A 12,408-nucleotide genomic window follows, 5' to 3' on the forward strand; every position below is an offset into this window, starting at 1 on the left:
CCTCGGACCACCCTTCCGCAGACCGACCTGGAACCGGCGCCCCGCTCGACGGGTTGCCGGAGCGGCCATGACCGTGGCCCATGGCATGAAACAGGAGCTTCATCGTGCAGGACGAGATTTGGGCGCAGCTCGCCGACCATCGCGCTGCGACGAAAACGCGCCATCTGCGCACGCTTTTCAGCGACGATGCCGCCCGCTTCGACAGGTTCTCAGCCCGATCCGACGATCTCCTGCTCGACTATTCGAAGACCGGCGTTACCTCTGACACGATGGCGCTGCTGCTCGAACTGGCGCAAGCGGCCGATGTTGCGGGCCAGCGCGATGCGATGTTTGCAGGCGAGGCGATCAACACCACCGAAAAGCGCGCCGTGCTCCATACCGCGCTCCGCGCCCCGGCCGGCAGTCGCGTCATGGTCGACGGCGCCGATGTGATGCCGGAGGTCCATGCCATGCTGGACAAGCTCTCGGCCTTTGCCGACGGCATCCGCAGCGGTTCGATCGCATCCTCCGACGGCGCCCCGTTCACCGACGTGATCAATATCGGCATCGGCGGCTCCGATCTCGGCCCGGTCATGGCGACGCTGGCGCTGGCGCCCTATCACGACGGCCCGCGCCTGCATTACGTGTCCAATGTCGACGGCGCCCATATCGCTGACACGCTGAAGACGCTCGATCCGGCGCGCACCCTGGTGATCGTCGCCTCCAAGACTTTCACCACAGTCGAGACCATGACCAATGCGGCGACCGCCCGGCGCTGGATCGCAGGCGTGCTCGGCGAGGCGGCGGTAGGCTCCCATTTCGCCGCGGTCTCGACGGCGCTCGACAAGGTCGGCGCCTTCGGCATCGCGCCCGACCGCATCTTCGGCTTCTGGGACTGGGTCGGCGGCCGCTACTCCGTCTGGTCCGCGATCGGCCTGCCGGTCATGATCGCGATCGGGCCTGCGAATTTCCGCAGCTTTCTCGCCGGCGCCCATGCGCTCGACGAGCATTTCCGCACCGCGCCGCTGGCGCAGAACCTGCCCGTTCTGCTCGGACTCGTCGGCATCTGGCACCGCGACGTTTGCGAATACCCGGCCCGCGCCATCCTGCCTTACGACCAGCGCCTGCTGCGCCTGCCGGCCTATCTTCAGCAGCTCGACATGGAATCGAACGGCAAGCGCGTCCGCAAGGACGGCTCACCGGTCACGCGACCGACCGGCCCGCTGGTCTGGGGTGAACCCGGCACCAACGGCCAGCACGCCTTCTACCAGCTCATCCATCAGGGCACCGACACGATCCCCTGCGAATTCCTGGTCGCGGCCGAGGGACATGAGCCGGACCTGGCCCGGCACCATCAGCTGCTGCTGGCCAACTGCCTCGCCCAGAGCGAGGCGCTGATGAAGGGGCGCACGCTCGAGGAAGCGCGGGAGATCCTGGCAAGGCAGGGCATGGCACCGGATGCGATCGACGCGCTGGCTCCCCACAAGGTCTTCCCCGGCAACCGCCCCTCCGTGACGATCGCCTATCGCAAGCTCGACCCCTTCACGCTCGGGCGCATCATCGCGCTCTACGAACACCGCGTCTTCGTCGAGGCCGCCATCTGGGGCATCAACGCCTTCGACCAATGGGGCGTCGAGCTCGGCAAGGAACTCGCCACGGCCCTGCTGCCGGTCATCGAGGGCAAGGCACCCGCTGACGCGCATGATTCTTCGACCGCCGGGCTTGCGGGCTATCTCACTGGCAAGGGCTGAGACGCGTCGCGCAGCGGGTCGAACCGGCCCGCCGCTTGTCTCACATGCAATCACTGCTTAATTTGCCATCAGTGATGACGGAGCGTGGCGATGGCGAGCATGACGATCCGCAACATCGATGACCAGTTGAAGACACGCCTGCGGATGCGGGCGGCTTCGCATGGTCGCTCCATGGAAGACGAGGCCCGCGACATCCTGCGCGCGGCGCTTTCGACCGAAAAGCGCCCCTCGCACAATTTGGTCGCGGCGATCCGCGCGCGCATGGCGCAGAGCGGCGGGGTGCAATTGGACCTGCCCCCTCGCGAGCCCATCCGTGAACCCGTCGATTTCGGCGGATGATCGTCCTCGACACCAATGTGATATCCGAAATGCTGACAGCGGCGCCGAACGCCTCCGTCGAGGCATGGCTGGCCGCGCAGCCGCCGCCGTCGATCTTCACGACGGCGATCACGCAGGCGGAAATCCTTTACGGGCTCCGCCTTCTCCCGGACGGAAAACGCCGGGCCGAGCTCGAGGCGGCGATCCGACCGATATTCGCCGAGGATTTTGAAGACCGCGTCCTGTCCTTCGATCCGCAGGCCGCCGATATCTATGCAGGCATCGCCGCCGCTCGCCGGCAGGCCAGCCGATCAGCCAGTTCGATGCACAGATCGCAGCGATAGCGCTGTCGCGCGGCGCCGCCCTTGCCACGCGGAACGTGGCCGATTTCGCCGGGATTGGCCTGACCGTCCTCAATCCATGGCACTTCGCGGCGTAGAGGCCAGGCTCGGAACGACCGGCTGTCAACGGAGATCTGGTTTGATCCGTGGTGCCCGCCGGCATCGGCATGCGCTATGCAACGCAGCACGGGCTGACCAGCGATGCGCTGCACCCGCGCTTGCTTCGGCAACGACATCCCGCAAGGCCCTCAGGTGAGAATAAATCGATATGAGTGACGGCCTGACCGCTTTGGATTCCTCCCGGCTCACATCGCCACCAGACGATTCCCGTTCGCTCCGCCGTCGTGAGGACCAGCGCTTCCTGACCGGACAAGGCGATTACCTCGACGACCGGCTCGTCACGGGCGAACTCTCCGCTGCCGTGCTGCGCTCGCCACATGCCCATGCCACGATTGTCTCGATCGACGTCAGCGCCGCCGCAGCCCTGCCCGGCGTGCGCGGCGTCTTCACCTCGGCCGACCTCGACGGCCTGGGCCCGCTGCCGACCTCGATCACGGTCGCTACCGTCGAGCCGCTGATCGTGCCGCCGCGCCTGCCGCTGGCAGCGGGGCGGGTCCGCCATGTCGGCGATCCCGTCGCCTTCGTCGTCGCCGACAGCGCGGCGCTGGCACGCGAGGCCTGCGAGCATATCGCGGTTGATTACGACATCCTGCCCTCGGTCACCGAGCTGCGTCACGCGCCCGAGCCCGACGCGGCGCAGATCTGGCCGCAGGCGCCGGGCAACCTCGCCTTCCGCTTCCATCGGGGCGATGCGGCCGCCGTCGAGAAGGCTTTTGCGAAAGCGGCCCATATCGTCACCTGCGATCTCGTCAACAACCGCATCGTCGCTGCCGCTCTCGAACCGCGCATCGCGGTTGGGCGCTTCGACGCAGGTACCGGCGTCTACCATCTCGAGATCAGCGGCGCCTCGGTCCACGCCATCCGCCGCGAACTGGCGGAGGGCGTCTTCGGCCTGCCGCTGGACAGGATTCAGGTCTCCTGCCCAGATGTCGGCGGCGGCTTCGGCATGAAGAACGTCACCTATCCCGAACATGCGCTGGTGCTCTGGGCGGCGCGCAAGCTCGACCGGCCGGTGCGCTGGAGCGCCGAGCGCATCGAGGATTTCACCGGCGGCATTCACAGCCGCGACAATCTCAGCACCGCCAGGCTTGCGCTCGACAGGAAGGGACGCTTTCTCGCGCTCGCCGTCGAGACGATCGGCAATCTCGGCGCCTATGTCTCCTCGCTCGGGCCGGGCAGCGCGACCAATGCGCCGGCCGCCGCCATGGGCGGGCTCTACGACATCCCCGCGATGACGATGGATGTGCGCGGCGTCTTCACCAACACGGCGCCCATCGACGCCTATCGCGGTGCCGGAAAGCCGGAGGCGAACTACCTGATCGAACGCCTGGTCGAGAAGGGGGCGCATCAATTGCGGATCGATCCGGCGAAACTGCGCCAGCGCAACTTTATCCGGACATTCCCGTACCGATCCGCCTTCGGCACGACGATCGACTGCGGCACATTCGGAGAAAATCTCGACCAGGTTCTGCTGGCGGCAGACCGGGCCGGCTTCCCGGACCGCAAGCGCGCTGCAAGCAAGCGCGGCAAATTGCGCGGCTTCGGCATCGGCTGCTTTCTGGAGACCTCGCGCGGCCAGCCCAATGAGGAAGCCTGGCTACGCATGCGCGACGACGGCACAATCGACATGGCGGTCGGCACGCAGTCCAACGGCCAGGGCCACGAGACCTCCTTCGCCCAGGTCGCGTCGACGAAACTCGGTCTGCCGGTCGAGACCTTCAATCTGGTGCAGGCCGACACGACCCGCGTCCCACGCGGCGGAGGCCATGGCGGCGCCCGCTCGCTCCACCTCGGCGGCACCGCGCTGGTGATGGCGGCCGACGATCTGATCGCCAAGGCAAAGCCGATCGCGGCGCAGTTGCTGCAGGTGACGCCCGAAGGGCTCACCTTCGAGAACGGTCGCTTCCATGCCGCTGCCGGGCCTGACGGCGTGAGCCGCGAGATCGACCTCTTCGCCGTGGCGCGGCATGTCCTCGACAGCACCGGCCAAGGCGTCGAAAGCCATGGCGACAATGTCTGCGACATCATCACCTTCCCCAATGGCGCGCAGGTCGCCGAGGTCGAGATCGATCCCGAGACCGGCGCGATCTCGCTGGAACGCTATGTCGCGGTCGACGATTACGGGACCTTGGTCAATCCGCTGCTGACCGAAAGCCAGGTCCATGGCGGGCTGGCCCAGGGCATTGGACAGGCCCTGCTGGAGGAGGCCGTTTACGACCCCGATTCCGGCCAGCTCCTCAGCGCGACCTTCATGGACTACGCCATGCCGCGCGCGGACGACCTGCCCTTCTTCGACCTCGCCATGGTCGAGATTCCGACCAAGGCCAACCCGCTCGGCGTCAAGGGTTCGGGCCAGGCCGGCTGCATCGGCGCGCCGCAGACCGTGATGAACGCGGTGCTCGACGCGCTGCGCCCGCTCGGCGTGACGCATCTCGACATGCCCGCCACGCCCGCAAAGGTCTGGCGGGCAATCCGGGATGCAAAGGCGAAGACCGCTTAGCTCATCACCAACCCGCCATCGACATGCAGTGTCTGGCCGGTGACGAAGCCGCTCCAGTCAGAGGCCAGGAACAGCACCGGGCCTGCCACATCCTCCGGGGTCGCGATCCGCCCCAGCGGGGTCTGCGCGATCAGCATGTCCTTGACCGCCTCGCGCGTTCCCCGGCTGGCATCGGTCGGATAGACCAGCCCCGGCGCGACGCAGTTCACCCGGATGCCGAGCGGCCCGAGTTCCGTCGCGAGATTGCGGCTGAAGCCGATCAACGCGGCCTTGGCCGTCGTGTAGTCGTGATAGGCGATGCTCGGCCGCGCCACGAGATCGGTCGCCATGTTGACGATCGAGCCCCTGCCCCGCTGCCGCATCAAGGGCAGCACGGCCTGGCAGACAGTGTAGGTCGCCTTCAGCGCCCCATCGACTTGCGCCTGATAGGCCGACCACGGCGTTTCCCAGAAACGCGCCCGGTCGTCGGGGTCAAAGACATAGGGCGCGAATGCGTTGTTGACGACGGCATCGAGCCGGCCGGCCTCCTCGGCGATACGAGCGATCATCGCTGCGACCGCCTCCGGGTCGGTGACATCGGCCGCGATAGCGACCGCCTGCCCGCCCGCCGCCCGGCAGGCCTCGACGACCGCCTGCGCCGCCGCCTCGCTGCGCCTGTAGTTCACGATCACCAACCCGCCCTCGGCGGCGAAGGCTTTTGCGAGCGCAGCGCCGATGCCCCGGCTCGCCCCGGTGACGAGGATGGTTTTGTCGCGGAATTTCATGATGTCTGTCCGACCGGCGTTCGCGAGCCTTGCATGAAAACCGCCGCGTCATCCCGGGCGACCGAAGGGAGACCCGGGATCCATGCCTGAAGCGTTCCGGAATGGGTCCCGGGTCTGCGCTGCGCTCCGCCCGGGACGACGGCGCGCTTGAAGGGAAACTTTGTCCTCACGGAATCAAATCCGACTTCACGACCTGCCCGATATCGATCGGCTTCCCGATCAGCCCGAGCCTGTGGAAGGTGTCGGCCCCCTTCTGCATCAGCTCCGGATCGAAATGGCCGAGACCCTTCGCTGCCGTCGTTGGCGACACCGTGGAGATGTTGCGCAGCTTGATGATCTCGAGGTTGAGCGCCTCGTCGCGGCCGTTGATCGCCCGCGTCACCGCGACCTTGGCGGCCTCCTCGGGCTTGGCGATCATCCAGGCGGCGCTGTCGCGATAGGCTTCGAGGAAGCGCTTCAGCAGCGGCTTCTTCGCCTCATAGGTTGCCTGCGTCACGACGAAGATGTCGCTCGGCAGGTTGAGATGGTTCTTCACCTCGATGACGTCGAAATCGGCCAGCCCCTTCGACTTTGCCACCAAGAGCCCGGTATCGGTCGCCGCGGTCGCATCGACCTGTCCCTGGATCAGCGGGGCGAAGTTGAGCAGGCCTGTGACCTCGATCGTCGCGTCCTTTTCGGTCAGCCCGACCTGGTTCAGCAGCACCTGCAGGTTCTGCCGCGTGCCGCTCGACAGCGAGTAGACGCCGATGCGCTTGCCCTTGAGATCGGCCGGCCCCTTGATGCCCTTGGCCTTGGGCGCGACGACGTTGAACACGTTCTGCGGATAGATGTTGTAGATCGCGACCAGCTTCTCGCCCTTGTCGAGCGCCAGATACAGCGCGGCCGGGTCGGTGAAGGCGATGTCGGCCTGGCCGGTCAGCATGGTCTGGATCGCCGAGCCGCCGCCGGTGCCGGGCACGTAACCGAGATCGATGCCTTTTGCCTTGAAGAAGCCCTTGTCGGGCTCGGCCAGCAGATTGGTGATCTCGCTGATCGGCTGGCTCCAGCCCGCGACCGTGACCTTGTCGAGGGGTTGGGCATGGGCGGAACCGAAGCTGGAGGCGACCGTCATCAGAGCGACAGCCATCCACTCAGCCCTCATCCTGAGGAGCCGCGAAGCGGCGTCTCGAAGGATGCTCCAGATGGCTCTGGCGCCTACTGAACCATCCTTCGAGACGGCCCTGCGGGCCTCCTCAGGATGAGGGCTCGGGGGAACGAACCGGCCTCTGGCAATCATGGCTTACCCTTTCAGATGGTGGCGCAGCAGCAGCCGCTCGGCCAGGAGCGCGGCCTGATAGAAGACCATGCCGAGCAGCGTGATCACGATGAAGAGGGCGAACATCAGGCTCGAATCCATCACGCTCTGGGCGGCGATGATCGAGGCGCCGAGCCCGGCCCGGCCGCCGATGAACTCGCCGACGACGGCGCCCACCAGCGCCAGAACGACCGCGACGCGAAACCCGGCGAGGATGACCGGCAGCGCGCTGGGCAGCGTCAGCCGCAGCAGCGTCTGGAGCCGGCCCGCACCGAGCATGCGAAAAAGCTCGCGCCGGGACGGATCGACCTGGGCGAGCCCCGTCAGCGTGTTCTCCATCAGCGGGAAAAAACAGATCAGCGCGGTGATCACCACGGTCGGCGTCATGCCGAAGCCGAACCAGACGATGAAGAGCGGGCCTAAAGCGAGCTTGGGGACGACCTGGCTGGCGACGATGTAGGGGTGCAGGAGGCGGCGCAGGAAGCTGGCTTCAGCCAGCAGAACGCCGGTCCCGAGCCCAACCGCGCAGCCGAGCGCCAGCCCCAGCGCCATTTCGGTCGCGGTGAGCCGCAGATGCGGCCAGAGGCGCCCCGTGGCGATCTCGCTCCACAAGGTCGCGAACACGGCCGACGGCGCCGGCACGATCAGCGCCGGCACGCCGCTGAGCCGGCACCAGGCCTCCCATGCGGCGAGCAGGGCGACCAACAGCAAAGCCGAGGCGAGGCGCGTTTTCATGGCGCTTCGTCCATCGCCTGCCGCAACGCCAGGCAGAGCGCATTGAACGGCTGGGCGTAGCGCATCTCCCGGCGGCGCGGACGCGGCAGATCGATGGGGAGGTCGTGATGCAGCCTGCCGGACGCCATGATCGCGACGCGGTCGGCGAGATAGACGGCCTCCGTGATGTCGTGGGTGACGAAGAGCACGGTCGTCGCATGCAGCGCACACAGCGCCAGCAGGTCGTCCTGCAGTTCCTCGCGCGTCAGCGCATCGAGCGCCGCGAAAGGCTCGTCGAGCAGCAGCAGATCCGGCTCTGTGATCAGCGCGCGGGCGACCGCGACCCGGCTCTGCTGCCCGCCCGAAAGCTGCCCGGGATGCCGCTCGCCATAGGCGCCGAGCCCGACCCGGTCCAGCAGGGCGCGGGCCTCGTCGCGATCCTGCGCGGTGGGGCGGCGCTTCAGCGACACTGGCAGCAGCACATTGTCGAGGACGCTGAGCCAGTCTAGCAGTGTCGGCTGCTGGAAGACGAAGCCGATGCGCGAAACCGGCCCGGTCAGCGCGACGCCGTCAATGCGCACGCTGCCTTGGTCCGGCGCCAGCAGCCCCGCCGCCAGCTTGAGCAAGGTGGTCTTGCCACTGCCGCTGCGGCCGACCAGGCAATGGAAGGCGCCGCGCGGGATCGCCCAGTCGACGCGATCAACGATCGGCGGCTCCGCTCCATAGCGAAAGCTCGCCTCGTCGATGACGACGAAGCCATCCGTCCCCGGCTCAATCGACATAATCGGCGAAGCCTTCGGCGGCGAGTTCCGCCGATTGCTCGATCTCGGTGATGGTGACGAGGTCGAGCAGGTTGAACCGTCCGTCATTGTGCCAGCCGGCCTCGGGCGCAGTCATCCGCCCGAAGGCGCAGATCCGCGTCACGCCGGCCTCGCCCAGCAGCGCCGCGACGCGGAACAGCTCCTCGGGCGCGGCCGCGACGGCTGCGCTCTGGAGGAACGCCCTAAACGGCGCGATCAGCGGGATGACCGCATCGAGACTGTCCACGGCGACGATCTTGAGCGTGCGGTTCAGCCCGCTCGGCGCCAGCGGCTGCGCCTCTTCGACGAGCACGACGCTCCAGGGATCGGCGGCGTCGCCGAACACGACCGGGCCCTCCCCATCGAAGGCGCGCATCTCCTCGGTAGTCCGCCAGGACGCGACGCCGGCCGCCTCCGCCACCGACAGCGCTCGGCGCGGATGCCGGCGCGCGAAGCCCGCCAACTCGCGCGAGACCTGTTCGGCAAAGTCGCGTGGCGAGAGCCTGCCGCCGCGCGCGACGAACAGCATCTGCGGCGAGTAGCAGCCCTGCTGCTCGTAGCGCGCCACGTCATGGGCGACGAGCCGCGCCAATGGCCCGGCCCGGCGTGTGTCGAGCGCCGCCGCCGAGACCAGCCCGAAGCCGATCTTGTGGCCATGGGACAGGAAGCGCGCCGTCACCGGCACGCGATCCCGGAGTGCCGCGAGCGCCGCATTCCCGCCAAAGGCGACGATCGTGTCCGCCTGCGACAGCCAGACCCGTTCGTGCTCGGCGTCGCCGCCCTTCCACCACACGACCGCGAGGCACTCGCCCAGCTTCGGGTCGATCTCGGCCAAAACCTTCGCAAACCAGCCGGCCAGAAGCGGCTCGGCGCTGGCGACCTTGCCGACCGTTCCCGCCTTGACCAGCAGCCCCGACATCAGGCTCCACAGCGGCAACCCCGGCACATTGCCGGCCCAGACATGCAACAGCAGCTCCGGCCCATGGGCGCGCGTGAAGCCACCCTTCATCGCCGGCTGGAAGGCATCGAGAACGCCGGGATTGGCGAAATCCTCGGCGAGGAAGCGCTGCAATTGCGGCGCCCGAAACGTCCTGAGATAGCCCGACAATCCGAGGCGCACCGTCTCGGCATCGTATCCTGTCACGATCGGCAGCACGGCCTCCGCCTTGCGGCGCCAGGGATCGTCACGGTCGAGCAGCCGCGCCACCGCCTTGTCGAGGGTCGCGACGATCTGCGCCACGGACAGCGTCTTGAGATAGGCCCGCGCATTCTCCCGGACGCGAGCGGCCAGCGCGAGCGCTTGCGCCTCGCTGAGCACCGGCACCGACACCTGCACGCTCTCGCCCCAGGCGGCGAAGTCGAGCACGCGCCATTCGACCTCCTCGGCCGACAGCCCTGGCAGATGCCCGGCGACCTCGCGCACGGCTAACCCCGCGCCGCCTTGAGGAACTCCGCGACAGCGAGCGAGCAGCCCTTGGAATCGGCGCCATCCACCCGCCCGAGCAGCTTGAAGCCGCCCTCGACCATGATCCCGGCATCCTCGGTCAGGATCGCCGAGACGCAGTTGAAATGGGCGAGGTCGTGATGCACCAGCACGCCGGTGGACCCCTCCGGTAGGTCGCGCCCGCTGACGGGATCGACGACCCGGCTGCGGATCCAGTGCGGCCCGGATTTCACTGGCGGGCAGATCGCGTTGCCGTCGTCGTAGAACTGCGTGCTGAGCTCGGTCATCCCGTACATGTTGATGCAGGCGCTGCGGTCTACGCCGAGTGCGGCCGAGAGCGCATCATAGAAGGCATCCGCCCCCATCTCGCGCGACTGCCCCTTGAAGCCGCCGGTATCGAGGATGCGGCTGCCCTTCGGCAGGGCAAAGCGGCGCCCCTGCGCCGCCAGCGCATCCAGCAGATGCACGAAGCTGTAGCTGGCGCCGAGCAGCGCATAGGGGCGCCCGGAGGCCTGCGCCCGCTCTAGCGCAGCGGTCAGCCGGGCGAGATCGAGGCCATCCGCGCCGATGAAGCCTTCGCTGTCGGCCGTTCCGCACTCCTGCTTCGCCAGCGCGAGATAATGCGCCAGGGACGAGTTCGGCATCGCCTCCTCGTCGGGGAAGAGAATGCCCATCTCAATCCGCTCCAGCCCCCGCATGAAGCGCGCTCGAAAATTCACCAGCATCGAGCGGTCCCAGACGGCCAGCGTCGGGTGATGGCTCTTGCCCCGGACTCCGCCTTGCGTCGTCCCGCTCGTCATGAAGACGCGCTGTGCCCTCTCCGGCGGAGTGCAGCTCAGCGTCATATCCTTGAAGGCGGTGATCGGCACGGCCGGAATGTCGCGCCAGTCGCGGACCGTGAGCGTGGTGCGCCCGCGCTGGATGGCGAAGCGCCGATAGGGGGGGTTGTTGGCGAACTGGTAGGCGAAAACGTCGAGCGCCATCCGCTCGAACTCGGCCTCGCTCGCCTCGTCGCGGTCGATGAAGGCGAGCAGCGCCTCGATGATCTCAGCTTCCGTCACGTCCAGCCATGCCTTCCCACGGGACACCATGGTCCGGCGACATGCCTTGCACGGGGCCTTGAGAATCCGGCCTTCGGCGCGAGCCTGGAAAAGGAGCGGCGATCCGCCCGATGTCCCGCATCCCTACGCCGGTATGAACCGGATCAGGTTCGGAGGGTCACCGCGTCGTCCGGATAGGACCCGAACCGGCGGAATCTCAGCCTCCTAGCGAGGCCCCCCTTGGAACGCGGCCAGCATGACGGCGCGCATGCGGCGATGTCAAGAATGGCGGCCGAACAGCCGCCATGGCGCCAGGGATGAAACATTGCGGCGGCGACGCGCGTTGTCGAAGCGAACCACGCAAGGAAACGAAACATGGAACTCCCGCAGGACGCACCTCTGGTCGTGATTGCCAGCGAGGACGAATATCAGGAGGCCCTGGCGCAGATCCGCGCCGCCAGCGTCCTGCCGGTCGGCACGCCCGAAACGATCGAGGCGGCCGGCCTGTCCGCTGCTGTCCGCGCATGGGAGCAGGAGCACGGCACCGGACCCGGCACGCACGCCGCCGACGCGCCGGCGCACTGATCGCGCTTGCCTCTCACACGTGCCCGCGTCGCGCTGGCGCTATCCCGGCACCCCTCGATCAATCGTAAGGAGAAGACCGATGGACCCCAATCGCGAGAACGCCACCTCGCCCGTCGAAGATGATACCGGCCGTATCGCCGAGGCCGACGGCGCCGCCCATCAGACGAGCCTGCGCACCAATGTCCACGACGAAGGCAGCGATGCCAACGACACCAATGACGGGCTGACGGAATCGCAGGAGGCTGTCCGTCACGCCGCGGAGGATATCCCGACCGGCCAGCGCCCCGAGGGCCGGGCTGACACGATCCCCGTCTTCGATCGCGGGTCGCTTCCGCCGAAGGTCTGACAGCGCCCGGCCGATCAGGCTACGCGTCACAGCGCTGGTTGCAGCGAGCGGCGCAAGATCAAGGAAGTGGCGGACAGGGAGGGATTTGAACCCCCGATACCCTTGCGGGTATGCCGCATTTCGAGTGCGGTGCATTCAACCACTCTGCCACCTGTCCGCGGTCGCCTTCGGTCGAAGCAGGCGGGTTACTACACGCGGCTTCGGGCCAAAACAAGTCTCCGGTCGCAACAAGTCGTGTGCCCGTCATATTTCGGGCAGGGAGCGCGTGCTTTCCCTTGACCTCACGAGGCCATCCGACTATCGAGCCTCATCCGGCGTGGGGAAACCCGCGCCCGATCTCTTTTGGCCTCATGGTGTCGCGGTTTCGCGAGCGGGGGCCGGCAAGAGCGAACCCGACCCGCAACGACTGCCA

At 67.5% G+C, this 12,408-nt stretch carries 11 protein-coding genes, 1 tRNA gene, 1 pseudogene and 1 riboswitch; of the genes and pseudogenes, 6 read left to right on the plus strand and 7 right to left on the minus strand.

The features are described from left to right. The first annotated feature begins 104 nt into the window (after positions 1-104). From pgi to AE618_RS15455, 4 genes and pseudogenes are all read left to right on the plus strand, one after another. The gene (gene pgi, locus AE618_RS15440) at positions 105-1,730 is read left to right on the plus strand and encodes a glucose-6-phosphate isomerase (protein ID WP_054209958.1); all 1,626 of its coding nucleotides are present in this window, start codon (positions 105-107) and stop codon (positions 1,728-1,730) included. A 90-nt stretch (positions 1,731-1,820) separates the two neighbouring features. Continuing rightward, the gene (locus tag AE618_RS15445) at positions 1,821-2,069 is read left to right on the plus strand and encodes a FitA-like ribbon-helix-helix domain-containing protein (RefSeq protein WP_054209959.1); all 249 of its coding nucleotides are present in this window, start codon (positions 1,821-1,823) and stop codon (positions 2,067-2,069) included. Then, positions 2,066-2,487: pseudogene (locus AE618_RS15450) on the plus strand (type II toxin-antitoxin system VapC family toxin). Before AE618_RS15445 ends, AE618_RS15450 begins: the two are co-directional and overlap by 4 nt. A 170-nt stretch (positions 2,488-2,657) precedes the next feature. After that, positions 2,658-5,009 carry a xanthine dehydrogenase family protein molybdopterin-binding subunit gene (locus tag AE618_RS15455; RefSeq protein ID WP_054209960.1) on the plus strand — a complete coding sequence of 784 codons (2,352 nt, stop codon included), beginning with the start codon at positions 2,658-2,660 and terminating at the stop codon, positions 5,007-5,009. Here the strand turns inward: AE618_RS15455 and AE618_RS15460 are convergent. The 6 genes from AE618_RS15460 to AE618_RS15485 all read right to left on the minus strand — a co-directional run bounded on the left by AE618_RS15460 (position 5,006) and on the right by AE618_RS15485 (position 11,086). Next, positions 5,006-5,773, minus strand: a complete 768-nt coding sequence (locus tag AE618_RS15460; RefSeq protein WP_054209961.1) for a 3-oxoacyl-ACP reductase — start codon at positions 5,771-5,773, stop codon at positions 5,006-5,008. The genes AE618_RS15455 and AE618_RS15460 overlap by 4 nt on opposite strands. A 166-nt stretch (positions 5,774-5,939) precedes the next feature. Further along, positions 5,940-6,899 carry an ABC transporter substrate-binding protein gene (locus AE618_RS15465; RefSeq protein ID WP_054209962.1) on the minus strand — a complete coding sequence of 320 codons (960 nt, stop codon included), beginning with the start codon at positions 6,897-6,899 and terminating at the stop codon, positions 5,940-5,942. Between the two features lie 153 nt (positions 6,900-7,052). Beyond that, positions 7,053-7,802, minus strand: coding sequence for an ABC transporter permease (locus AE618_RS15470; protein WP_054209963.1), 750 nt, complete (start codon positions 7,800-7,802; stop codon positions 7,053-7,055). Then, positions 7,799-8,563 (minus strand): ABC transporter ATP-binding protein, encoded by a 765-nt coding sequence (locus tag AE618_RS15475; protein ID WP_197280799.1) that lies wholly within the window; start codon positions 8,561-8,563, stop codon positions 7,799-7,801. Before AE618_RS15475 ends, AE618_RS15470 begins: the two co-directional genes overlap by 4 nt. Continuing rightward, the gene (locus tag AE618_RS15480; RefSeq protein WP_054209964.1) at positions 8,553-10,004 is read right to left on the minus strand and encodes an acyl-CoA reductase; all 1,452 of its coding nucleotides are present in this window, start codon (positions 10,002-10,004) and stop codon (positions 8,553-8,555) included. Before AE618_RS15480 ends, AE618_RS15475 begins: the two co-directional genes overlap by 11 nt. Positions 10,005-10,006: 2 nt before the next feature. Then, complete coding sequence (locus tag AE618_RS15485; RefSeq protein WP_197280800.1) at positions 10,007-11,086, minus strand: hypothetical protein; 1,080 nt, start codon at positions 11,084-11,086, stop codon at positions 10,007-10,009. Between the two features lie 103 nt (positions 11,087-11,189). Then, a riboswitch (TPP riboswitch) is annotated at positions 11,190-11,316 on the minus strand. Positions 11,317-11,440: 124 nt separating this feature from the next. Here AE618_RS15485 and AE618_RS15490 point away from each other — a divergent pair. Continuing rightward, positions 11,441-11,650 (plus strand): hypothetical protein, encoded by a 210-nt coding sequence (locus tag AE618_RS15490; RefSeq protein ID WP_054209966.1) that lies wholly within the window; start codon positions 11,441-11,443, stop codon positions 11,648-11,650. Between the two features lie 79 nt (positions 11,651-11,729). Then, positions 11,730-11,996, plus strand: a complete 267-nt coding sequence (locus tag AE618_RS15495) for a hypothetical protein (RefSeq protein WP_054209967.1) — start codon at positions 11,730-11,732, stop codon at positions 11,994-11,996. Between the two features lie 67 nt (positions 11,997-12,063). Here the strand turns inward: AE618_RS15495 and AE618_RS15500 are convergent. Continuing rightward, positions 12,064-12,153: transfer RNA gene (locus AE618_RS15500), tRNA-Ser, on the minus strand. Positions 12,154-12,408 lie beyond the last annotated feature (255 nt).

Origin of the sequence: Allobosea vaviloviae, assembly GCF_001298265.1 — a bacterium.
Classification (GTDB): domain Bacteria; phylum Pseudomonadota; class Alphaproteobacteria; order Rhizobiales; family Beijerinckiaceae; genus Allobosea; species Allobosea vaviloviae_B.